Origin of the sequence: Pedobacter polaris (assembly GCF_005116505.1) — a bacterium.
Taxonomy (GTDB): Bacteria; Bacteroidota; Bacteroidia; order Sphingobacteriales; family Sphingobacteriaceae; genus Pedobacter; species Pedobacter polaris.
Genome location: NZ_SWBR01000001.1, coordinates 24,112 through 47,895, shown reverse-complemented (window position 1 = coordinate 47,895; position 23,784 = coordinate 24,112). Strand labels below are relative to the sequence as shown.

Sequence of the window (23,784 nt, the reverse complement as noted above, 5' to 3'; positions counted from 1 at the left end):
AATATTATTTACCTTGGTAAAATGTTAAGGCTTAATAACACATTTGATAAGAAATACTTTAAGATAGAACTTATCTTCTTTGTGCTCTACTTTTATGTTTTCAGGTTTTTAACAGATTTCGAATACAATTTTTGGGAAAGAAAAAAATCTGGAATTTCTTTTTTTGAAGTAGAGTATAACTTGTTGTATGGCACATCTGCACTAATTGCATATTGGATCTTTTATCAAATTATTAGAAGATATCTAATTAGTAAGCGCCTTTTTATATTAATCGCACATATTTTATTATTTCTGGTTTTTTATTCAATTTACCTGAAGGCTACGAGCTATCTTTTTGCTCATTTAGATTTTTTGTCTGAAGAAATGAGAAAATCAGCCCTTCGGCAGTTTAACTTTAAATCCATTGGTTATAGTTTAGCTTATGTGTTAAGAGAGTTTTTTTCAATTAGTTTTTTAGCCTATTTTATTCATGTAGATAAACAGAACGAGCAAGTAAAGTTGTTAAAGGAGCAACAATTAATTTCCGAACTCACTTATTTAAAAGCACAACTACAGCCTCATTTCTTTTTTAATACATTAAACAATATTTATGGTTTAGCTTTAAAACGAGATGAAAATACTGCCCCTTTGGTAGCTAAATTGGCAGAGATGATGCGATACATTTTATACAAGGCTGATGAAAAATTGGTGTCACTAAAAGATGAGATAACGTTTATTCAGAATTATGTTGAGGTAGAAAATATTAGGTATCGCTCTGCAATTAACATTAAGTTTGATGCGCAAGGTATTGATGATAACAGTAAAATAAGTCCGTTATTGTTATTACCTTTTATAGAGAATGCCTTTAAACATGGGATTGAAGAAGAGGAAAAAGAAGGTTTCGTAAACATTATAATTTGTAAAACAGAGGAAGAATTAACCTTGGAAGTGAATAACAGCATAGCAAAAAATAAAGAAAAAACAGGCGGAATAGGTTTAGTAAATGTTAAAAAAAGATTGGAAATTTTATATCCAGAAAAACACAAGCTGGAGATACAAAATGATGAGAAAATTTATCAAGTAAGCTTAACATTAGAAATGAAATGATCAATTGCCTTATTGTTGATGATGAGCCTTTAGCGCAAGATATTTTAGAAGGATATATAAATAGTAAAGAAAATTTATCCTTGGTAAGGAAGTGTAGCACGGCTTTCGAGGCTTTTGAAATATTGCATCAACAGCAAATAGATTTAATGTTTTTAGATGTTAAAATGCCTGGGTTAAATGGAATAGATTTTTTAAAATCACTTAAGAGCCCACCTGCAGTTATATTTACAACTGCTTTTTCAGAATATGCGGTAGACAGTTACAATTTAGAAGCAGTTGATTATTTATTAAAGCCAATAACAATTGATCGTTTTGATAAAAGTTTAACCAAGTTCTTTAAACTACAACCAATTACCATGCACGAAGAAAAAACCTATACCTATTTTAAAGTATCTGGTAAACTGTTGAAGGTTGAGCACTCTTCTATCTTTTTTGCACAGTCAATAAAAGATTATTTACTCTTACATACCAACAATGGAAATTTAATAGTGCACATGACGATGAAATATTTAAATGAATTGATGCCTGAAAAATATTTTGTTAGGGTGCATCGATCTTATTTAGTCAACCAGGCTTACATCACGGCAATTGGTAAAAATCAAGTTCTTATCAATAAAGTAGAAATTCCAATCGGAGAGAGTTATAGAGAAGTTTTATTGCTGAAAAAACTAAACTTATAACTAAGGTATTCTCACATTCTTATCCTTGTTTTTAAGTTGAATGATTAGTTTATCAATGTTTTTCATAATTGTTTCTTCAGTTTTTATAAAACTTAAATATTTGAGGATATCTTTTTTTCTAGCTTCACTTAGTGAATTAAAATTATCATTTAAGTTTTCCTTTTCTAGAATATTAGAAAGTAGCTTAGGCATTGCATACATTTTTACCAATTCTACTTCATTCTGCTCAATAGCAAAAGACGCAACTTTGCCTAAAGCAGTTTTTCCACCTTTCATCATGATAAAGTTTACAAATAGACGATAAGGCGAATTTTTAACAGGAACTAAAGTTTGGATAAAATCGAAATCATTAATTTGACCTTTAATCCGAATATAACCTTTCTCGGGTTTCAGTTTTGCAGTAATTTCCAGTGGAACATCTACCGCCCAATTGATGCCTATTTTATAAATTTTTGCTTTGAAATGGTATTTCATTGTTAACAGTTCTGGCTTCTTCCATTGTTCTCTAAACCCGACAGTAACGAAAATCTCCCGATTCTTTATCGGGAATTGCAGTGTATGGCGGGACTATCCTGCGGCTTAAAATGCTGGCTTCCCTTTTCAAAAAGCTTTTTTATAACCGCAAAGAGACAAAGAACGCTAAGTAATGATGTTATTTTTGTCTAACTAATAGACGATAATATTTATCCCAAAACATGGTGTGCCAATACATTTTGCACCTCATACACATTAACGGATTTGTTAAATTTCTTTTTAATACTTGGTATAGTTTCGCTTGAAATCCATATTTTCAATTCGGCCTCTAAATCGAAAGTCCCAGCAGTTTCTACGCTAAATTTTGAAATGCTTTTATAAGCAACAGATAAATATTCTGTTTTACTTCCTGTTAAACCCTGTACATCTATCAGAATTAAGCGCTTATTTGTAAATATAAAAGTGTCTCTAATTAATTTAAATCCAAGCTCAATTTCTTCGCCATCTATTAGCAACTGACCATAGTTCTTTTTTAAGTCTTCTTGGCTAACTGCTCCTGCATTGCCCATTAACGATGAAAATAATCCCATATTCTATTTGATTTTTTTAACTAGTAGTCTGTTTTGTCTTTAGTCTTTCTCTTTTAGTCTTTCAGCTATAAATCCATCCATCGCATGCTCAACCCCTAAAATATCTTTGGAGGTAATTGCTGATCCGATAACATGATTGCCGGTATTGGGCAAGGCTATTTTTTGTTTTAATGAAGAAGGAGTTCCTAATTCATTGAACATTTTTAACATTGCATCTACTTTTACAACTGGATCTTGCTCTGTTTCACTTTTGTAATAGTATAACATTAAAACTGGTTGTTTCACTTTCGCGAAAAGTTCAGGAGTCATAGTACTTTCTAATAATTCTTCTAACTCTACAAGAGATTCTAAACGATAATTGGTATACCAGAATTTTTTATACGCTATGGTTCTTCCATCTACTTTACGTTCATCCGATCCAACAACTTTACGAGCAATTTGTAAGCCCCAAGGATCATTTAAAAGCCAAGCATTTTTATCATTTATGGCAATATTAGGCGACATTAAAACCAGGCTATTTATTTCTGGATAAGTTGCTGCAAGTTGTAAGGCCAATGTACCACCTGTTGAGGTACCTACAATTATTACTTTTTCACCTAATTTTTTGCCTATTACATAAGCTTCTTTTGCAGTTTCCCAAAGTCTTTCGGCAGTAAAATATTGCATAGGTGCAATAGTGTCTATTCCGTGATCTGCTAAACGAGCCAAATACATATTTGCATGTAAAGCTTTTGCTAAATAATGATATGCAGGATTTCCTTCTTCTTTCGATGCCGAAAAGCCATGTAAATAGACTATTGCATATTCAGTTTGAACAATTTTTCCGCTATCAGCCCATACAATTTCGGCATCATTACCTGGCTTTATTTTATATTTTGCTTCTTGTGAGATTACATATGATGGTAAAACTGGCAATTCTGGTACCACTGGAAGACCTTTTGAATAAGATGGCTTTGCTGGCTTTGGCCCAATAAAATAAACAATCGCCAAAACGATAACTAGCGCAAGTAGAATGTATAAGAATATTTTCACGTTATTAATTTGATTAAAAATACGCTTTTAATAAGTAAGTTTGCAAACACATTTTTTAGCTGAATGCCCGGAATAAATCAGATAAAACTACCCATTGCCGCAGAAATAGATGCATTTGAAGCAAAGTTCAAAGATTCTATGCATAGTGATGTACCCTTACTTAATCGTATAACTCATTATATAGTTAAAAGAAAAGGTAAACAAATGCGACCAATGTTCGTGTTTTTTGCTGCAAAACTGTGTGGTGGGATTATCGAAGCAACACATCGAGGAGCTGCATTAGTAGAGCTCTTACATACTGCAACTTTAGTGCATGATGATGTGGTTGATAACGCTTATGAACGTAGAGGCTTCTTTTCTATTAACGCGCTGTGGAAGAATAAAATAGCAGTTTTAGTTGGTGATTACTTACTGGCAAAAGGCCTATTATTATCTGTAAACAACAGCGAGTTTGCTTTGTTAAAGATAGTATCTACTGCTGTGCAACAAATGAGTGAAGGAGAGCTTTTACAGATAGAAAAAGTAAGAAGGATGGATATTAGTGAAGAACTGTACTTTGAGGTCATTCGACAAAAAACAGCTTCGCTAATTGCTTCTTGTTGTGCTTGCGGTGCTGCATCGGCAGGTGCTGATGAAGAAACTGTAGAGAAGATGCGATTATTTGGAGAGAAAGTTGGAATAGCTTTTCAGATTAAAGATGATACTTTTGATTTTGGAACTGATGATGTTGGCAAACCATTAGGCATAGATATTAAGGAGAAAAAAGTTACACTACCTTTAATTTATGCTTTAAACAGAGCCGAAAAACCAGAAAGAAAAAGAATAATTAATTTAGTTAAAAACCACCAAGACGATCCTAAAAAAATACAGGAAATTATAGATTTTGTAAATAGCAAAAATGGTGTTCATTATGCAAATGAAAAAATGGAGGAATACCAAAAACAAGCTTTCGATATTTTATATCAATTTGAAGAAAGCGATGCTAGAACAGGTTTAGAACAATTGGTTAGATACACTACAGAACGTAAAAAATAATGTCAAACGAACTCTTATTTATTGGTGGCTTCTTGGTTTTTATTGTGCTTATTTTAGCATTAGATTTAGGCCTATTTAGTAAGAAAGACCACGTAATTAGCCTTAAGCAGGCCGGTATCATGAGTTTTATTATGGTAATGCTTGCACTTGGTTTTTACTTCTTGTTAATATTGGAAGGACAAGAGCTGCATGGCATTCGAGATTATACAAAACTGCAAGAAGTTGTAGCTGCACATAAGCATCAAATTACTTTAATACCTGGAAATTTTGAAGAGAGTTTAAAAATTTACAACCAAAACTTAGGGATTGAATTTTTAACAGGATATGTAATTGAATATGCACTTTCAGTAGATAATATCTTTGTAATTGTATTGATTTTTTCTGCCTTTGCTGTGCCAGAAAAGTATTACCATAGAGTTTTGTTCTGGGGTATTTTAGGTGCTATTATTATGCGCTTTATCTTTATTTTTGCCGGAGCTGCACTAATAAACGAATTTTCTTGGATTTTGTATGTTTTTGGAGCATTCTTGGTTTTTACTGGTGTGAAGATGTTTTTCTCGAAGGATGAAGATGATAAGATTGATACTGAAAAACATCCTGTAGTTAAATTTGCATCAAGATTTTTTGCTATTCATCCTAGATATGAAGGGAATAACTTCTTTCACAAAATAAACGGCAAACGCTTACTTACCCCATTGTTTTTAGTATTGTTAATTGTAGAATTTACTGACCTAATTTTTGCTGTAGATTCAATTCCTGCAATTTTTGCCGTTACTAAAGATGCATATATTGTATTTTTCTCTAACATCTTTGCAATTATGGGCTTAAGATCGATGTTCTTCTTGTTGATAAATATCATTCATAAATTTCATTACCTGAAAACAGGATTGGCATTTTTGCTAACTTTTATTGGTGTTAAAATGTTAGCACATCATTACTTAGAAATGTGGGGTTTTACTACCGAGCATTCCTTATTGATTATACTTTTTATTCTTACAGCTAGTATTGTAGCCTCACTGGTATTTCCTAAAAAGAAAGTGCATGTTGTTAAGTAGTTCAATGTTTGGACTAGTTTGAGGAACACGTCTTATCGACAGAGCGCAGCGACGAAATATCCATAGCCTATGGCCACTATCTCTAATCAAGGATTAATGTGTGTTTGTACCCAAGTAACTTAGAGATTTCTCCCTGCGGTTTGAAATGACGGCACCCGCGATTGTAAAAATTCAAGTAGTTAATCTCCATTGCAATCAAAAAATACTATTTTCATCAAAAAATAATATTGATGAAAAATTTCTTTCTTCTGGCACTTGTTAGCATGGGCCTAAGCGTAAGTGCACAAGACAATTTTGGTTCTGTTTTTAATCAGATTAATACTGAAGTACAAGCGAATTCTAAAGCTTATAGCACATTAAAAAATGCTTCCGAAACCATTGGACACCGTTTAACTGGTTCTATTAATGGAGCAAAGGCAGAAGAATATGCCTATAATTTGTTAAAATCTTATGGTTGCGAGGTGAAATATCAACCATTTGAAGTAGAAAGTTGGGATAGAAAGACACTTGCAGTGAAGGTTGGAGGTTCAACAAATGATTTGGCGCCTATGAAAGCGGTAACGCTAGCTCATTCTCCAGTTTCGGCAAAAGTAACTGCAGCTATTATTGATGCAGGGAATGGTTTAGAAACAGACTATCAATCATTAGGCGATAAAGTAAAAGGAAAAATAGCTTTAATATACTTAGGTGTTTTACCAGGCTCGCCACAAGGAACACGTTCATTACATCGCTCTGAGAAAACGGCAATCGCAACCAAATATGGCGCTATTGGTGTAATGATTATCAATACAGTAAAAGACGGAGTTTTATTAACTGGAACTGCTTCTGTTACGGGGAAATTAATCCCTATTCCTGCAGTTTGTATCGGCTTAGAAAATGGAATGGCATTGAAAGAAAAATTGAAAGCTGGTAATCAGATTGCTTCTATTGAAATGACTAACTTTTCTGGTTTAATTAAGGCTCGAAATGTTATTGCCACTTTTAAGGGAACAGCATTTCCTAAAGAAAAAATTGTAGTTGGGGGTCACCTAGATAGTTGGGATTTAGCAACAGGTGCAATTGATAATGGAATTGGTTCCTTTGCGATTTTAGATATGGCTCGTACTTTTAAAAAGTTAAACTTAACCACTAAAAGAACATTAGAGTTTGTATTGTTTATGGGCGAGGAGCAAGGTTTATTAGGTTCTAAAGCTTACGTTGCAAAAGCTAAAAAAGACAAGACTATTGATCAGATAGTGTATATGCTAAATTATGATATGACTAACGATCCAAAAGGTTTTTCTACAACAAGAAAAGAAATGGAACCATTGCTTAAAGGCTGGGGAGCGGAGATTGTAAAGATTGATACTGGATATAAAAATTTATTTCAGGCAGGAGCAGGTCTGCATAGCGATCACCAACCATTTATGCTAGAAGGTATTACAACAGGTGGCGGTGCTGGTGGTAGATTACCCAATAACTCTGGCCCTTATTATCATTCGGATGGAGATTCGTTTAAATTAGTGGATGAGCAAGGGTTAAAAAATACGGTTCGTTTCTCTGCAATGCAGGCATATGCTTTGGCTAACACACCAATAATCCCAGTCACCAAACAAAATGAAGTTGATTTAGAAGCTTTTTTAAGAGCACAAAATTTAAAAGAACCTTTAAAAATTGCAGGCGAATGGAGGTGGAAGGATTAGTTAGTTCATTAGCCATTGGTTCATTAGGGGTAACTTCCAACGAAAAACAATAGTTAGCTTAGAGTAGAGTTATGCTTAACCTTTTAACATCTGAACTGCATTAACTGTTAATATAGTTTTCTAACTGCGATATTGTCTGTTTCTGGTCGGCGATGATAAATTTAACTACATCACCAATAGAAACCATTCCAGCAGTTTTATTGTCTGCTAAAACAGGTAAATGTCTAATGTGTTTTTCCGTCATAATTTCCATGCAAAGATCAATGCTGTCGGATGGGCTAACAGTAATTGGATTGGCAGTCATCGCTTCGCTTATTGGTGTATCTTTTGAAGCTTTACCATATAAAACAATTTTACGAGCATAATCTCGCTCAGTAAAAATACCAAGCAATTGTTCTTCTTCCATAATTAGTAACGCACTAATGTTTTTTTCAGTCATTAGTTTTAGCGCATCCAAAACTGAAGTACTTGCGGTAACACTAAAAATTTGAACAGGTTTTGTGTTAAGGATTTGTTGAACTGTTTTCATATACGGTTGTTTATTAGCTACTTAAATTTACTGAAAATAATAGTAAATCCAAATAGCTACACAACTAAATATGGATTATCTTTTTCTGTCCATCTTTCCAAACTTGATATTTGTCTAATTCTTTAATAACCTGTTTATATACCAAGCCTAAAATAAACGCATCATCAACAAACCCCAATCCAACAAGAAAATCTGGAATGATATCTAATGGAGAAATGAAATAGAGCAAAGCGGCTAAAATTGCAATTATTGAGCTTTTTGGAATAGAGGTGTAAGTTCCATTAGTGTAATCTTTAGACAGGGAAAAGAGCAGTTGTAACTGATCCCATACATTGCTTAGTGAGCCTTTATTTTCTGTGGCTTTTTTTAATCCCTCTTGAACCTTATTTAAGGTCGCTTTTTTGTCTTTTAATAGCACACTGGCAATTTTGCTAAAAGCGGTATAGCTTGATTTTAGTTTGTTGAAATTCATAGCTTGTAGATTTACTAATAGCTATCAATAAACGTACCTAATTAAAGCAATTCTAATATTTCATCAACGTATTGCCTATCGTTAGCTAAACGTGGAACCTTATGTTGTCCGCCCAATTTGCCACGTGCCTTTAACCAATTGTAAAAAGTGTTGGTTGGTGCATTGTGAACTTTTGGTCTACGAAGTGCCATATCCTTAAATCGTTTGGCATCATAATCTGAATTTACTTCACGTAAAGTTTGATCTAGGACATCAACAAATTGCTCAAAATTAATAGGTTGTTTCTCAAACTCTATAATCCATTCGTGGCCACCAGCTTCTTCCCCTTTAAAATAAATAGGGCAAGCGGTATAGTCCTTTATTTTAGCTTCGGTTACACCACAAGCTTTAATTAAAGCATTTTCTGCGTTGTCTATAATTAATTCTTCACCAAATGCATTGATGAAATGTTTTGTACGGCCTGTAATTTTTATTCTAAAAGGAGAGAGAGAAGTAAATTGAATGGTGTCTCCAATCATATATCTCCATAAACCTGCATTAGTAGAAATAATGATAGCGTAGTTTTTATGAAGTTGAACTTGCTCTAATGTTAATGTTTTTGGGTTTTCATCCTCTAAATTTTCAATTGGTAAAAATTCATAGAAAATGCCATAATCTAACATCAACAATAACTCTTCAGACTGATCTTGGTCTTGAATACCAAAGAATCCTTCAGATGCATTGTAAGTTTCTAAATAATACATTTGGTCTGATGGGATCAGCTCTTTAAAATGCTCACGATATGGCGCAAAGTTTACGGCTCCATGAAAATACAATTCTAAGTTAGGCCAAACCTCCAATAGGTTCTTCTTACCTGTAATTTCGAGTACTTTTTTAGCCAATACAATAGTCCATGTAGGTACGCCAGATATGTTGGTTACGTTTTCTTTAATGGTAGCTTCAGCCATTTTATCCATTTTTTCTTCGTAATTATCCATTAATGCGATAGAAATATCTGGAGTTCTATAATATTCGGCCCACATAGGCAGGTTTTTAATCAGCACAGCAGACAGATCCCCATAATGGATATCTTCACATAGTTGGTTAATTTGATGGCTACCGCCTAAAACTAAGCCTTTACCCGTAAACATTTGTGTGTCTGGACGATTATTACAGTAGATAGAAATCATATCCTTACCGCCCTTAAAATGACACTCTTCTAGTGCTTCTTCAGAAACTGGAATAAATTTACTTCGATCACTTGTGGTACCGGATGATTTAGCGAACCATTTAATGTCTGAAGGCCATAAAATATTCTGCTCACCCTTAAGCATCCGCTCGATGTAAGGTTTAAGCGTATCGTAATTTTGGATAGGCACACGCTCTTTAAATTGGGCAATAGTAAGGATGGATTTATACTCGTATAACTTTCCCCATTCTGTATTTTCTGCACTTGATATTAAGGTGTGCAACCATTCTTCTTGAACATCTAATGGGTATTTCATGAATAGCTCAATCTGATGAATGCGCTTTTTCATGTACCAAGTAAAAATCGAATTTACGATTGCCATTTATATCGAGGGTTATAAATTTTTCCTACGCAGTACAAAGTTTGAGCCTAAATATACCTTTCGCACCATTTCATTTGCTGCAAGTACCTCTGGTGTGCCAGATTCTAGGATTTTACCTTCAAAAAGTAAATATGCTCTATCTGTAATAGATAAAGTTTCTTGCACATTATGATCTGTAATTAGGATGCCAATATTTTTCCTCTTCAGTTTTGCTACAATGGTTTGTATTTCCTCAACAGCAATTGGGTCTACACCAGCAAAGGGTTCATCTAATAAAATGAAATTTGGGTTTGCAGCTAAAGCACGAGCAATTTCAGTTCTACGACGTTCACCTCCAGAAAGTAAATCTCCACGATTTTTCCTTACTTTATGTAGGCTAAATTCATTAATCAATTCTTCTAGTTTTTCTTGCCGCTCCTCTTTGTTTAGCTTAGTCATTTCTAGAATGGCCATGATGTTGTCTTCAACCGTAAGCTTCCTAAAAACACTTGCTTCTTGTGCTAAATAACCAATTCCTTTTTGAGCCCTACGGTACATTGGGTTTTTGGTAATGTCTTCACCGTCTAAAAGAATTGTTCCTTGGTTTGGTTTAATTAAACCAACAATCATATAAAATGATGTTGTTTTACCAGCTCCATTAGGACCAAGTAAACCAACAATTTCTCCTTGACTTACCTCAAAAGATACATCATTAACAACAGTTCGCTGCTTATACTTTTTTACCAGATTTTCGGCTTTTAGAATCATTTAGAATTTACGAATTACGGTTTTAGATTTACAATTTGTTGCTAAAGTTAATCCTTATCAATTTTTATTCCTTTTATATTTAGCTGCAAACGCTTTTTATCCTTCCAAACATTTTCTTCAATGGTATAACAAATAGAAAACGGTTTGTTTGGTAATAATATATTTTCAAATTCACCCAATCCAAAAGCAATGCTTTCAAAAATAGCTGAATTTTGTTGTTTTATACTTAATTTTAAATGATTTGTGCCAACAATTTGCGGATTGCCAACCAAAGTTACTCCCTTGCTAACAAATACTGGAGCCATATTTTGTGGTCCGAAGGGAGCCATTTGCATTAATATTCTGTAAAATTTAGCATCAATTTGGCTCAATTCAATTTCACAATCAATCTTAATTTCTGGAATTAAAAGGTTAGGACTGATGGTTGAAGAAACTACTTCTTCAAATTTATCAGAGAATAAGCCTAAATTTTCTGGCTTAATAGTTAAGCCGGCAGCATATTTATGTCCGCCGAATTGTTCTAATAATTCACTACATGAAAGCAGTGCCTCATATAAATCATAACCGACCACAGAGCGGGCAGAACCTGTATAATTTCCATTAGATTCTGTGAGTACTATGGTTGGCCTATAATAGGTTTCGGTTAAACGGGAGGCTACAATTCCAATTACCCCTTTATTCCAATCTTTTTGGTAAACAACAGTAGTTTTTCTGTTTACTAATATTTCGCTTTCTTGAATTATAGCTAATGCCTCTAATGTGATATTTTGATCGAAAGACCTGCGTTCTGTATTTTGAGCGTTAATAAAAGTGCTTTGCTCATCTGCCAATATAACCTCATCACTCAGTAGCATTTTTACTGCATCCTTAGCATCACCCATTCGCCCGGCTGCATTGATACGAGGTGCTAGAAGAAAAACAACATCAGTTATAGAATACGATTCGGTTTTACCAGAAATTTGCATTAAAGCTTTTAGGCCACAGCAAGGGTTTTCATTTAGCTTTACTAATCCAAAATGAGCCATTACTCTGTTTTCATCAACTATGGGAACAATATCAGCTGCAATACTTACCATGCATAGATCTAAGTATTGTTCATACATTTCATCTGGCAAATCATTAGCTTGACAATAGGCTTGTGCTAATTTAAAGCCAATTCCGCAACCAGATAATTCTTTAAAAGGATATTCACAGTCTGCTCTTTTGGGATCTAATACAGCAATGGCCTCTGGTAAAATTTCTCCAGGTAAGTGGTGGTCGCAAATGATAAAATCTATACCTAACGTATTGGCATAAGCAATCTTATCAACAGAACGAATACCGCAATCTAAAGCAATAATTAAGGTGAAACCATTCGCTGCTGCAAAGTCTATTCCGGCAGTAGAAATGCCATAACCCTCTTTATGTCGATCTGGAATGTAATAAGCAATTTCCCTTGTAAACTGACTAAAAAAGCTATATGTTAAAGCAACCGAGGTTGTTCCATCTACATCATAATCTCCATACACCAATATCTTTTCTTCGTTTTCTAGTGCCGATGTAATTCTTGTAATTGCCTGCTCCATGTCCTTCATTAAAAAAGGATCATGCAACTGTGTAAGTGTAGGCCTAAAAAAGTAACGGGCATCTTCAAAATTAGTGATGCCTCTTTGCACCAATATTTGGGCTAAACATTGGTCTATATTCAGTTCGCGGGCAAGTGTTTCGCTTATTTCTTTTGCACCTTGATCAACCTGCGCCCATCTTTTTTCCATCTAGTTTTAGTTGTTATTTAATTGTGACGGAGCTTGTATGACTAACTTTTATAAAGGTTGAAATCATGGTAAGTTCATACAGGTTCCATATATTTGTGGTATTCGTTCGTAAATATATCATTTAATTTCTTTTCATAAAATAGCTATGTCTTTGCAAGTTTACACGTTACATGAAGGTTCTTATTCTGTAGATGCTACCAAGAAATTTATTCCATTTGATCCTGCAATTCATAACCCAAAAGATAGGCCAGCTTCTTTATTTATTCATGTTCAACCATTTTTAGTAAAGCTAAATAATAGTTTAGTTTTATTTGATACAGGCTTAGGTTATAGTAATGAAGAAGGAAAACTACATTTACACGAAAACATTAAAAAAGCTGGTTTTAAACCAGAAGATGTAGAAATGGTACTCATGTCTCATCTACATTTTGACCACTCTGGAGGAATGGTTCACGACAATAAAGGCAAAATGGAATTGAGTTTTCCAGATGCAACTTATGTAATGCAAAGAGGAGAGTGGGAGACTGCATTTTCAAGTACATCATCATCTTACCACACCGATATTTTTGATTTTGTACAACGTAATGCCCAAATTAAACTGGTAGAAGGTTCTGGCAAGTTAACATCAGAAATTAGCTATGAATTAACTGGAGCACATTGCCCATTTCATCAAGTATTTTTAATAGAAACCGAAGGCGAGAAAGTGTTTTTTGGTGGTGATGTTTTACCTGAGCCAGAAGAACTAATTAGAAAATTTATTGCTAAGTACGATTTTGATGGTCGTAAAGCAATGGAATTAAGAGATGAGTTTGGTAAAAAAGCCGCAGCAGAACACTGGAAATGCTTATTCTATCATTCAAAATCTAAATCACAAGCGTTTGTAGAAATAGAGGAAGATAGATTTAAGATTAGCTAAGTAATGCTTGAATAGTTTAATTAAATTCTAATATCCTTTATTAACTCCGTTAAACGTTCCATAGAAAGTGGTTTCGAAATAAACCCTTTTACACTAGTGTAACTTTTGGTTCTTTCAATATCGTTTTCATAAACTGATGAGGATAGGATATACAAATCTACTTTTTGAGTAATTGCCAAAGAAGCATAAGCCTCTACAAACTCCCAACCATTCATCACAGGCATGTTAATGTCTATTAAAATAAGATGTGGTATTGGTCTATCATTTGCAATGACATCTTTTAGAAAGTCTATAGCTTGTTGACCATTACTTTTAGACGTCATTTCGATATCAAAACCCGTCTTTTCTACAATCTTCTTTATAATGAAGATGTTAATGTCGTCATCATCTATAACTAGTAAATTGATTTTAGTATCAAGCATTTTTGTTGTGTGTTGCAAAGAAAGCGTTTTCTTATGCGTTTAAAGTTAGATATTGAGTTTCGAAATATCAACATGTTTTTATACACAAAAGCCCTGTTCATTTTAAATGAGCAGGGCTTTTAATTTTTTTTGGTTAAGATATAACTTATTTTTTAGCTACTAATTTTACACCGATTGTAAATTCGTCATAGATAAAGTTATCGCCAAGACTAGAAAAAACCGATTTAGACTTGAATTGAATGCCGAATTTTGTTCTATCGATTGTAATTTTCTCTGCAGTTGCGGTTACAGTTTGATCAGCATTCCAAACAACAGTTGCAGGGAAAGTGATAGATTGAGTAACACCTTTAATTGTTAAATCTCCTGTAACATTTACGTTAGCACCAGAATTAGTAACTTTTTTGATAACAAAATTAGCTGCTGGGAATTTTTCAGCGCCAAAAAAATCATCAGCTTTTAAGTGTTTTTCTAAACCACCATTTTTGTCAGCATCTTTAATTGTAGTCATGTTAGCGATAAAACCACCTTCGGTTAATTTTTTACCATTAAAAGCTAAAGATCCAGAAGTAAGAGATACTGTTCCATTATGTGAACCTGAGAATTTTTTGCCTTCCCAAGTAATAGTAGATTTAGTTACGTCTACCGTGTAAACATCTGCTTTTGGAGCAAAAGCAAAAAATGTAAAGCTAGCTACAACAGCTAATAATAAGATTGAAGAGATTTTTAATTTCATCTGAATAATTTTAATTTTTGTAAAGGTATTTAATTTTTGCGGATGCCATCTTATCCTATGTTAAGATTTTAAAAAACTGAAAAGGTTTAATGGATAGAAATGTAAATACATAAATTTTTTAGACTTTATTTAAAAATAAGGCAAATGTATTTAAGCCTCAACTTGTGGCTCCCAAGTGCCTTTTTCCTTTGCAATGTCAATTTGTTTTTGACCATATTCGGTCATTAAACCTAGATTGATCATCCTTTCTGCCCTGTCTCGGTTTGGTTGGCTCCACTTACTTTTGGCTTTACGAGGGGTGAAGGTTAAATAATAACTTTCTGCATCTCTTTTTTTGCATAAACTATCAATCCACCCAAAACAGACAGCCTCTTCAGTAGCCTCATTAAGGTTTACACTTTCTATTTTACTTTTTTTATGATAAAGGATCAGCCATACAGATTGTGCTGTCTGATTATTTTTGGCTAACCACTTGCGCCATTCATTTCTTGTTTTAGCATACACTGCTTGTTTCCCATCTTTAGTTTCCATAACTCTTACAGATTTTTCTGAGCCAAAATTTCTAAATAATGTTTGTTGGTCATTATGCCTAGTAAGTTGCCAAATGGATCAACAACCGAAGCAGTTACAAAGTTTCCTTTTCCACCACTGTGGTCTGTTATTGGTTGATATAATGTGGCTCCTTGTGCAATTAATTGATCAAGTGTGCCTTGTAAATCATCAACATGCCAGTATGCAATAGCGCCAGCTGGTTTTTCCGTTGCTCCTTCTGGGGCATATCTGCTATCAATAATTCCAAGTTCATGTTGGTAATCTCCAATGCGAAATTCAGAATAACCAGGTACGTTGAAATAGGGTTCGATACCTAATAATTCACTGTACCATTTGTTTGCAGCAGCTAGATCATTTGTATAGAAACTGATTGTAGCTAAACCTCTTAATAATTGTGTCTTTTCCATTTTATTTTGCTTTAGTGTGATTGTTTAAACAAAAGTAAAGCAGTGAAATGACAGCCCTATGTCAGGGGTTGATTTTAGTTTTGAGAAAGTTTAAAATATTCTTGTAACGTAATTGGATGTGGTTCGAATTTTTCATCTTGGACTTCAAGTTTTTTAATCCGATCCAATCTAAAAAGCCTAAAGCTATTTCGTAAACGACACCAGGCAACTAATAGCCAGTTTCCTTGGGTGCTTAATAAAGCAAAAGGTTCTATTATTCTTTCGGAAGTAGCTGTACTATCTGGTTTTTGATATTCGATTTTTGTTAAATTAAAATTGGTTAAAGCTAATTGTAAACTTGATAAGTAGTTGCTTGTACTTTCAGAAGGGTAGCCTTCGCTAATGGCAATTCTATTAGAGAGTAATTCTGTATTGTCTTTTGTATTTTGACGTAATACCGATTTTATTTTTTCTATTGCCTTCATATACTCTTGCACAAATGAAGTATCCTTATTTTTAATTACCAATTGTTCTGCTGTAATTAAAGCATTAGCTTCGGTTTCTGTAAACATAATGGGCGGTATCCTGTAACCTTCCATTAAAGTATAGCCTTTTCCTTCTTCTGTTAAAATTGGAACTCCAGATTGCTCCAATGCTCTAATATCCCGATAGATTGTTCTAATACTTACATTAAACTTTTTTGCAAGAGCTGTAGATGTAATTAAACGTTTAGATTGCAACTGGGTAATGATTGCTGTTAACCGTGAGATTCGCTTTGTGTCGTTGCCTTCCATTTTAAGATTTAATCTTAGTAATCGTTTTGCCAATAGATTTTGTTGGTTTTTCTATATCCTTAATTACAAAATTTATGGCTTCACTAATGAGCGCTTTTACTTCCTTATTTCTGTAATCGTTCTTTTGCTTTACAGGAATGTGTCTAATTAAATTACCTGTTCCGGTAAGTAATTGATGAGGATCTTTTAGTAAAGTTCCTTTATTAAAGCCCAAATTTAAATGGTTAGCGTAAATTGGGATCATACAAAAAGCATCACCAAGTTTCTCAGATATTGAAAATACTGAAGTTAATGCATGTGTGTGGTAAAGCAATTCATTGCTATTAGGATTTATTTCAAGAACAAATTCCCTTAAATCACAAAAAAGTTCAATAAGGCTTTTTTCTTTTTGTCCTAGTAGGAAAAGAAAATCAGGATGTATTGGTCTAATTGCCATTTAATTATCGGTTGATAAAATACCAAACTATAACGAATATAGTAATTCTGTGATATTGTTCTATTTCTTTTTAAATGCTAGCAATGTAGCTGCAGCAATATCTCTAATTAGTTGAGTAGGTGAGTTACAATCGCAGTTGCTCAACCCGATTATGTAAATATCTTCACTTGGAATATAAACTCCCATTGTTTTAAACCCGAATATGCTTCCTCCATGTTCTCTTGTAGGTGTTCCATCTATTTCTTTGATGTGCCAACCATATCCATAAGTAAATTCTTCACCATTGTTTAGTTTATATGTAGTGAAAGCTTTTTTTGCAGTTTTAGCAGTCAATAATAAATTATGGTTTAATGCATTTTGCCATTTTAACATATCATCTGCAGTAGACATCAATGAACCAGATGAAAACGGAATGCTAAAGCTGATTTTACTTTTATTCACATAGCCATATTCTTTCTTGTTGTAACCATAGGCCCTATTGTTTATAACTGCCACATCACTAGCATAGCGAGAATGATTCATCCCAATTTTTTCAAAGATGTTCTTCTTGATGTAGTTTTCATAAGTTTCTCCTGAAATTAACTCTAAGATGTACCCTAAAACAATATACCCTGAATTGTTATAGTCAAACTTTTCACCAGGCGCAAAATCTGCTGGTTCATTTTTGAAAAAATCTATCAATTCTTTAGGTGATAAATCCTTTTGAGCAATCTGTTGGATGGATTTCATTTTAGTGAAGTCTTTTATTCCAGATGTGTGTGTTAACAAATGGTGTATTGTAATTTTATTGCCAGAGGGATAATCTGGAATATATTTAGAAATGGGGTCTTTTAAATCTAATTTCTCTTGTTCTTCTAACATTAAGATGGCTATGGCTGTAAATTGTTTGGTCATAGAGCCCAATTGAAATACATTTTTGGGGCTCATAGCTACATCTAACTCCAGATTAGCTTTCCCAAAAGCTTTCCTGTAAATCTGCTTTCCATTTTTTGAAATCAAGAATACGGCACCTGGGCCATCCTTGTCTTTGAATACGCTTGAAATTAGGCTATCTGTTTTTGCCTCAGAATTTTGAGCATAAGTAGTTGGAAATAGAATTAAAACACTTATTACAATTAGCAGTATTTTTTTCATTTAATATAAGTTTTAAGCTCATTAGACGCACAACTTTTAAATGAGGTTACGGTTGCGTTGATACTCTTGGTTTATAAACCTAATGGTTGCGAAAACGAAACCATCGCAATGGCAAGTAAAGCGAACAGTAGCACTAACGTTAAAATGAAGCATTGAAGCTGTCTTTCAAAAAAAATAGCCCAAACATTTGTTCGGGCTATTTGTGTTTTTCATCTCGTAAATCTAAGAGCTCAACGAATGAGATTGCCACGTCGCTGCGCTTCTCGCAATGACGATGATTACCGGTTATGCGATTGCTTCTTCTTCCATGTAACTTTCAATAGGAGGGCAAGCACAAATTAATGTTCTATCTCCATGGCTATCATTTACTCTTCCTACAGATGGCCAGAATTTATAAGCTGCTACATAAGGTAATGGGAATGCCGCAGTTTGGCGACTATAACCATGTTCCCACTCATTAGCGGTAACTATGGCTGCAGTATGAGGAGCATTTTTTAAAGGGTTATCTACTTTATCTAAGCTTCCATTTTCTACTTCAGTAATTTCGTGTCTAATGGCAATTAAAGCATCGCAGAAACGATCTAACTCGTGTTTAGGCTCAGATTCAGTAGGCTCAACCATTAAAGTGCCGGCAACAGGGAATGAAACTGTTGGTGCGTGAAAACCATAATCCATTAAACGTTTAGCAATATCAACCACTTCGATACCGAAGTTTTTGAAACCCCTACAATCTAAAATCATTTCGTGTGCACAACGACCTTGAGCACCAGAATATAACACAGGATAATGTGCTTCTAAACGAGCTTTCATGTAGTTTGCGTTTAAAATAGCATATTTAGTGGCGTCTGTTAAACCTTCACCACCCATCATAGCAATGTAAGCATGAGAAATGATCAAAATTGAAGCCGAACCCCAAGGCGCAGAAGAAACAGCAGGAATAGACTTTTCGTTATTGATATTTACTACAGCGTGACCTGGTAAATATTTTACCAAGTGTGCTGCTACACCAATTGGCCCCATTCCAGGACCACCTCCACCATGTGGAATACAGAAGGTTTTATGTAAATTTAGGTGGCAAACATCTGCACCAATATTAGCAGGGCTAGTTAAACCAACTTGTGCATTCATGTTAGCGCCATCCATGTAAACCTGTCCACCATTTTCATGAATGGTTTCACAGATATCGATGATACTTTCTTCGAAAACTCCGTGAGTTGAAGGATAAGTAACCATTAAACAAGATAAGTTTGCAGCATGCTCTTTAGCTTTAGCTTTTAAATCATCAACATCAATGTTTCCATTTTCTAATGATTTAACAACAACAATTTTCATCCCAGCCATCGCTGCAGATGCTGGATTTGTTCCGTGTGCAGATGCTGGAATTAATGCGATATTACGGTGATGATCTCCTCTATCTTGATGGTAAGCCCTGATTACCATTAAACCTGCATATTCACCTTGAGCACCAGCATTTGGCTGTAAGCTCATGGCTGCAAAACCAGTAATTTCGCTTAACCATTTATCTAACTCATTAAAAACAGTGTAATAACCTAGTACTTGATCAGCAGGTGCAAAAGGGTGCACTTTGCCAAATTCTGGCCAAGTAACAGGGATCATTTCGCTAGTTGCATTTAACTTCATTGTACATGAACCTAAAGCAATCATAGAATGACAAAGAGAAAGATCTTTTGTTTCTAAGGATTTAATGTAACGCAACATCTCATGCTCAGAGTGATGAGTGTTGAAAACAGGGTGTGACAAATATTCGGAAGTACGTTGCAATTCTTTTGCAATTGTTGTTGATGCATTTTCTGCAACGTTTAAACTATCTGCAGCAATACCCTTAACTTTAGAGAAGATACGAACTAACAATTTTATATCTTCGAAAGTAGTGGTTTCATCTAAAGCGATGCTAACCAAATTTCCATTATAATTAAGGTTAATATTGTTATCTAAACATTCTTTGTGGATAGAACCAGTTAATTCTCCTAAATCTAATTGGATGGTATCGAAGTAAGATTTACTTAAAACGTTATATCCGGCTTGAGTCAATGATTCTGCTAAAGTAACAGCTAATCCGTGGGTACGTTCTGCAATTAGTTTTAAGCCTTTTGATCCATGATAAACTGCATAAAAACCAGCCATAATTGCCAATAAAGCTTGTGCAGTACAAATATTTGATGTCGCTTTATCTCTACGAATATGTTGCTCGCGAGTTTGCAAGGCCATACGTAAAGCATAATTATTATTACTATCGATAGTTACACCGATAATACGACCTGGAATGGAGCGTTTGTACTCATCTTTGGTGGCAAAATAAGCTGCATGTGGACCGCCAAAACCCATTGGTACGCCGAAACGTTGAGTTGTACCCACTACTACATCAGCTCCCCATTCTCCAGGAGGAGTTAATAAAGTTAAACTTAATAAATCTGCAATTACAGTTAATTTGATGTTCTGGGTATGCAAAGCGGCTGCGAAATCTGTATAATTAAATACTTCACCATTACCTGCTGGATATTGAACAATTGCACCGAAAAATTCATCAGTTGCGGTAAATTCTGCATGATTGCCAATTACCAATTCAATACCGAATGGATTAGCACGAGTTTTTAAAATATCAATTGTTTGTGCGAAGATTAATTCGGACACAAAATATTTAGTTGCTTTTTGATTTTTACGTAAGCTAAATTGCATGAACATTGCTTCTGCAGCTGCTGTACCTTCATCTAATAAGGAAGCATTTGCAATCTCCATTCCGGTTAAATCGATAACCATAGTTTGGAAATTTAATAAGGCCTGTAAGCGACCTTGTGCAATTTCTGCCTGATATGGTGTGTATTGCGTATACCAACCAGGATTTTCCATTACATTACGTAAGATTACACCAGGTGTTAAGGTGTCGTAATAACCTTGGCCAATGTAAGATTTGTAAACTTTATTTAATGATGCAGTTTGCTTTAAACTGGTTAAGTAATCTATCTCAGATTTAGCCTTAGGTAGATTTAAAGGCTGTTTTAACCTGATTTTTTGAGGAACTGTTTGTTTAATAAGTTCATCTATAGAGTTTACGCCAATTGTTTGTAGCATAGCCGCTGTATCTGCACTGTTTGGTGCAATATGGCGGTCTTGAAAATCTTCTTGGTAATGAATGTTTAAGCTCATGAAGTATAGCAATAAATGATTCCGCAAATGTAGTAAATCTGCAACTATTTATTGGTATGAAATGTTAGCTAAAACGTCATATTTTGATGGTAAAAGAATGGCAATAGTCTACGTAATTAGTAGTTTAAGCAAGAAAATTTCCTTAAAGTTAAATAAGTTTCTGCTTTCTGTATTTAGCTTATTTGTTAACTTTCCAGCCTTCTTCCTTATCGAGCTTTAAACGATAGGTTTTGGTAATGAAATCGCTATTGTCATTGTTGTCTTTTTGGAAAGGTGCAAACACAGTATTTACCTTTTTTAATGAAACCGTAACTTTTGCATTATTATCATTAACTCTTGAGAAATTTACTGGTTTTTCACTTGCCAATTCATAATTCACAACTTTAACAGTTGCTTTTGTATCATCTTGTTTCAATACTAAGTCGCTCGCTTTGTCAGTTAATTTTATGATGTAAACAAAACTGCTGTCTTTTGATAAGAATTTCTTTTTCCCTTCTTGTAGTGCTAAAGAAATAAATCCTTCATTTGCTAAAGTTTTATATTTCTCAAGTTCTAGCATGTCTTTTTTGCTGTTAAATCTCATTTCACCAAAGTGAAACTTATCTGTTTTGTATTCAGGATTTCCTTTTAGGTAGTCTACAATGACTTCACCTGCTTCACTTTCGTTAATAGTTGCAACGTTTTTGCATGCGCTAAAAGCAATAATAAATAGAGAGACTAATATATAGGTGTATTTTTTCATGGTATAATTTTTATGATTTAAATAAGAATGCATTAATCCTTATTCTTTTTAAAGATATTCCCCTTTTTTATATTTTCCAAATTTGGAAGAATTAGTGCGCTTATAATAACAACAACGCCTAACCATCTAATTAAGTTTACTTCTTCGTGTAAAATTATACTGCTCATCATTACTGCAACAGGCAATTCTGCAGAACTTAAAATAGAACTTAAGGTTAAACCTATTTTTGGGATACCAGAAGCAAAACATAATGGCGGAATAAAAGTGCCAAAAACAGCTAAAATTATTCCCCACTTTAATAGACTGCCAGATAAAGCACCATTAATTAAAAAAGTAGGAGGTAGGCAAATAAAGATTAAAATGCATGCGCCGGTAATCATTAAAGCACTCTTTTTTAACGGAGGATAGTCATTACCTAATTTGCCATTTAGCATTAAGAATATTGCATAACAAAGAGCGGCTAACATGCCATAAACTATACCTTCAATATTGATTTGATTAGCATTGGTTTCCATAAATCCACTTGCTAAAACTGTTCCGCCTAGAATAATTAAGATGGAGAGTATTTGCATTTTTGTAGGCTTCTTTTTATAAAGAAATAGTTCTAGTAATACACTGATCCATACAAATTGCATTAACAAGATAATTGCCAAAGATGCTGGAACCAGTTTAACACACTGATAGTAAAACATGCTTACCAAACCAGTAAATGTACCAGCAGCTAATAATTTAAACCAATGGGTTTTTGATTTTGGATAAACCTTTTTACCTGTTTTGGTTTGGATGAAATAAAATAACCACAGTAAAATAGCACCGAAAAAGGCTTGTGTTCCCGTTACATCACTTAGTGAATACCCATCAGCATAAGCAAGTTTTACGAAAGTAGAGAGGATGCCGAAACTACAGGCGCCAAAAAGTACAAGGATTATTCCTTTGAGCATAATATGAGTTGAAAGTTGCGGGTTATAGGTTACGGGATATGATGCTTAAGCCTTCAACTCGTAACCCGTAACTCATAACCTAATTAAGTTGTTTTAAATAAAGTTGAATGGTATTTTCCAATCCGAAGTATAATGCATCACTTATTAAGGCATGGCCGATGGATACTTCTAAAAGATTCGGAATGTTTTGAGCGAAATATTTGAGGTTATCCAAGTCTAAATCGTGACCAGCATTTAAACCCAAACCTAATTCATTGGCCTTTTTTGCAGCTGCAATGTAAGGAGCAATTGCCTGTTCTTTGTTTTTATGGTAATAGCTTGCATAAGCCTCGGTATATAATTCAATTCTATCTGTTCCTGTTGCCAAAGCACCTTCTACCATTTCGATAACTGGATCTACAAAGATAGAAACACGAATGCCTGCATCTTGGAAAAGAGAAACCATGTCTTTTAAATAAGATTGCTCTTTAATGGTATCCCAGCCATGGTTAGAAGTGATTTGCCCTAAAATATCAGGTACTAAAGTTACTTGGGCTGGTTTGTTTGCTAAGACAAGATCAATGAATTTTTGTTCTTTACAATTGCCTTCAATGTTAAATTCTGTAGCAATTACTGCTTTTAAATCAAAGGTGTCTTGATAACGAATGTGTCTTTCGTCTGGACGCGGATGTACTGTTATTCCTTGTGCACCAAAACGCTCACAATCTAGTGCAACTTTAACCAAATCAGGGTTATTGCCACCCCGACTGTTACGCAAAGTTGCTATTTTATTGATGTTGACTGATAGTTTTGTCATGATGCAAAGATAGGAGTTTAGGCTGAAAGACTAAAGCTGAAAGGCCAAAGCGAAGATTTTAACCGCAGAGAATGGAGAGTT

The 23,784-nt window shown here is 34.1% G+C and carries 25 protein-coding genes; 6 read left to right on the top strand and 19 right to left on the bottom strand.

The annotated features are described in order from the left end of the window. The first annotated feature begins 21 nt into the window (after positions 1-21). Together FA048_RS00215 and FA048_RS00210 are read left to right on the top strand one after the other, a co-directional pair. Positions 22-1,086 (top strand): sensor histidine kinase, encoded by a 1,065-nt coding sequence (locus FA048_RS00215; protein ID WP_136837992.1) that lies wholly within the window; start codon positions 22-24, stop codon positions 1,084-1,086. After that, complete coding sequence (locus FA048_RS00210) at positions 1,083-1,766, top strand: LytR/AlgR family response regulator transcription factor (RefSeq protein ID WP_136837991.1); 684 nt, start codon at positions 1,083-1,085, stop codon at positions 1,764-1,766. The genes FA048_RS00215 and FA048_RS00210 overlap by 4 nt, the downstream gene beginning before the upstream one ends. On the opposite strand, the gene FA048_RS00205 is transcribed toward FA048_RS00210, so the two are convergent. From FA048_RS00205 to FA048_RS00195, 3 genes are all read right to left on the bottom strand, one after another. Then, on the bottom strand, positions 1,767-2,240 hold the full coding sequence (locus tag FA048_RS00205) for a YdeI/OmpD-associated family protein (protein WP_136837990.1): 474 nt from the start codon (positions 2,238-2,240) through the stop codon (positions 1,767-1,769). 209 nt (positions 2,241-2,449) lie between these two features. Continuing rightward, positions 2,450-2,830, bottom strand: coding sequence for a PH domain-containing protein (locus FA048_RS00200; protein ID WP_136837989.1), 381 nt, complete (start codon positions 2,828-2,830; stop codon positions 2,450-2,452). A 39-nt stretch (positions 2,831-2,869) separates the two neighbouring features. Continuing rightward, on the bottom strand, positions 2,870-3,862 hold the full coding sequence (locus FA048_RS00195; protein ID WP_136837988.1) for an alpha/beta hydrolase: 993 nt from the start codon (positions 3,860-3,862) through the stop codon (positions 2,870-2,872). Between the two features lie 63 nt (positions 3,863-3,925). On the opposite strand from FA048_RS00195, the gene FA048_RS00190 reads away from it, so the two are divergent. From FA048_RS00190 to FA048_RS00180, 3 genes are all read left to right on the top strand, one after another. Beyond that, complete coding sequence (locus FA048_RS00190; protein WP_136837987.1) at positions 3,926-4,897, top strand: polyprenyl synthetase family protein; 972 nt, start codon at positions 3,926-3,928, stop codon at positions 4,895-4,897. Beyond that, positions 4,897-5,952 carry a TerC/Alx family metal homeostasis membrane protein gene (locus FA048_RS00185; RefSeq protein WP_136837986.1) on the top strand — a complete coding sequence of 352 codons (1,056 nt, stop codon included), beginning with the start codon at positions 4,897-4,899 and terminating at the stop codon, positions 5,950-5,952. Before FA048_RS00190 ends, FA048_RS00185 begins: the two co-directional genes overlap by 1 nt. A 230-nt stretch (positions 5,953-6,182) precedes the next feature. Continuing rightward, positions 6,183-7,634 carry a M20/M25/M40 family metallo-hydrolase gene (locus FA048_RS00180; RefSeq protein WP_136837985.1) on the top strand — a complete coding sequence of 484 codons (1,452 nt, stop codon included), beginning with the start codon at positions 6,183-6,185 and terminating at the stop codon, positions 7,632-7,634. A 100-nt stretch (positions 7,635-7,734) separates the two neighbouring features. Here the strand turns inward: FA048_RS00180 and FA048_RS00175 are convergent, their stop codons facing one another. The 5 genes from FA048_RS00175 to recJ all read right to left on the bottom strand — a co-directional run bounded on the left by FA048_RS00175 (position 7,735) and on the right by recJ (position 12,686). Further along, entirely contained in the window at positions 7,735-8,163 is a 429-nt protein-coding gene (locus tag FA048_RS00175) for a CBS domain-containing protein (protein WP_136837984.1), read from the bottom strand. A 64-nt stretch (positions 8,164-8,227) separates the two neighbouring features. Continuing rightward, entirely contained in the window at positions 8,228-8,635 is a 408-nt protein-coding gene (locus FA048_RS00170) for a YkvA family protein (protein WP_136837983.1), read from the bottom strand. A gap of 41 nt (positions 8,636-8,676) precedes the next feature. Beyond that, complete coding sequence (locus tag FA048_RS00165; RefSeq protein WP_136837982.1) at positions 8,677-10,185, bottom strand: GH3 auxin-responsive promoter family protein; 1,509 nt, start codon at positions 10,183-10,185, stop codon at positions 8,677-8,679. Between the two features lie 12 nt (positions 10,186-10,197). Further along, positions 10,198-10,932 (bottom strand): LPS export ABC transporter ATP-binding protein, encoded by a 735-nt coding sequence (gene lptB / locus FA048_RS00160; protein WP_136837981.1) that lies wholly within the window; start codon positions 10,930-10,932, stop codon positions 10,198-10,200. A 47-nt stretch (positions 10,933-10,979) separates the two neighbouring features. Continuing rightward, complete coding sequence (gene recJ, locus FA048_RS00155; RefSeq protein WP_136837980.1) at positions 10,980-12,686, bottom strand: single-stranded-DNA-specific exonuclease RecJ; 1,707 nt, start codon at positions 12,684-12,686, stop codon at positions 10,980-10,982. Between the two features lie 151 nt (positions 12,687-12,837). Here recJ and FA048_RS00150 point away from each other — a divergent pair, with 151 nt between their 5' ends. After that, complete coding sequence (locus FA048_RS00150) at positions 12,838-13,602, top strand: MBL fold metallo-hydrolase (RefSeq protein ID WP_205943429.1); 765 nt, start codon at positions 12,838-12,840, stop codon at positions 13,600-13,602. Positions 13,603-13,622: 20 nt separating this feature from the next. Here FA048_RS00150 and FA048_RS00145 read toward each other — a convergent pair whose 3' ends face one another. From FA048_RS00145 to FA048_RS00095, 11 genes are all read right to left on the bottom strand, one after another. Then, complete coding sequence (locus FA048_RS00145; protein ID WP_136837978.1) at positions 13,623-14,024, bottom strand: response regulator; 402 nt, start codon at positions 14,022-14,024, stop codon at positions 13,623-13,625. A 145-nt stretch (positions 14,025-14,169) separates the two neighbouring features. After that, positions 14,170-14,757, bottom strand: coding sequence for a YceI family protein (locus FA048_RS00140; protein WP_136837977.1), 588 nt, complete (start codon positions 14,755-14,757; stop codon positions 14,170-14,172). A 150-nt stretch (positions 14,758-14,907) separates the two neighbouring features. Then, complete coding sequence (locus tag FA048_RS00135; protein ID WP_136837976.1) at positions 14,908-15,288, bottom strand: YdeI/OmpD-associated family protein; 381 nt, start codon at positions 15,286-15,288, stop codon at positions 14,908-14,910. A 5-nt stretch (positions 15,289-15,293) separates the two neighbouring features. Next, on the bottom strand, positions 15,294-15,716 hold the full coding sequence (locus tag FA048_RS00130; RefSeq protein WP_136837975.1) for a VOC family protein: 423 nt from the start codon (positions 15,714-15,716) through the stop codon (positions 15,294-15,296). 74 nt (positions 15,717-15,790) lie between these two features. Beyond that, on the bottom strand, positions 15,791-16,489 hold the full coding sequence (locus FA048_RS00125; protein ID WP_136837974.1) for a helix-turn-helix transcriptional regulator: 699 nt from the start codon (positions 16,487-16,489) through the stop codon (positions 15,791-15,793). Between the two features lies 1 nt (position 16,490). After that, positions 16,491-16,925: a DUF1801 domain-containing protein gene (locus tag FA048_RS00120; protein WP_136837973.1), complete on the bottom strand. Its 435-nt coding sequence runs from the start codon at positions 16,923-16,925 to the stop codon at positions 16,491-16,493. 60 nt (positions 16,926-16,985) lie between these two features. Next, positions 16,986-18,059, bottom strand: a complete 1,074-nt coding sequence (locus FA048_RS00115) for a serine hydrolase domain-containing protein (protein WP_136837972.1) — start codon at positions 18,057-18,059, stop codon at positions 16,986-16,988. A 285-nt stretch (positions 18,060-18,344) separates the two neighbouring features. Beyond that, positions 18,345-21,224: an aminomethyl-transferring glycine dehydrogenase gene (gcvP, locus tag FA048_RS00110; protein WP_136837971.1), complete on the bottom strand. Its 2,880-nt coding sequence runs from the start codon at positions 21,222-21,224 to the stop codon at positions 18,345-18,347. A 178-nt stretch (positions 21,225-21,402) separates the two neighbouring features. Next, entirely contained in the window at positions 21,403-21,966 is a 564-nt protein-coding gene (locus FA048_RS00105; protein ID WP_136837970.1) for a hypothetical protein, read from the bottom strand. A gap of 32 nt (positions 21,967-21,998) precedes the next feature. After that, positions 21,999-22,907: an EamA family transporter gene (locus FA048_RS00100; RefSeq protein WP_136837969.1), complete on the bottom strand. Its 909-nt coding sequence runs from the start codon at positions 22,905-22,907 to the stop codon at positions 21,999-22,001. Positions 22,908-22,986: 79 nt separating this feature from the next. Continuing rightward, the gene (locus FA048_RS00095) at positions 22,987-23,703 is read right to left on the bottom strand and encodes a pyridoxine 5'-phosphate synthase (RefSeq protein WP_136837968.1); all 717 of its coding nucleotides are present in this window, start codon (positions 23,701-23,703) and stop codon (positions 22,987-22,989) included. Positions 23,704-23,784 lie beyond the last annotated feature (81 nt).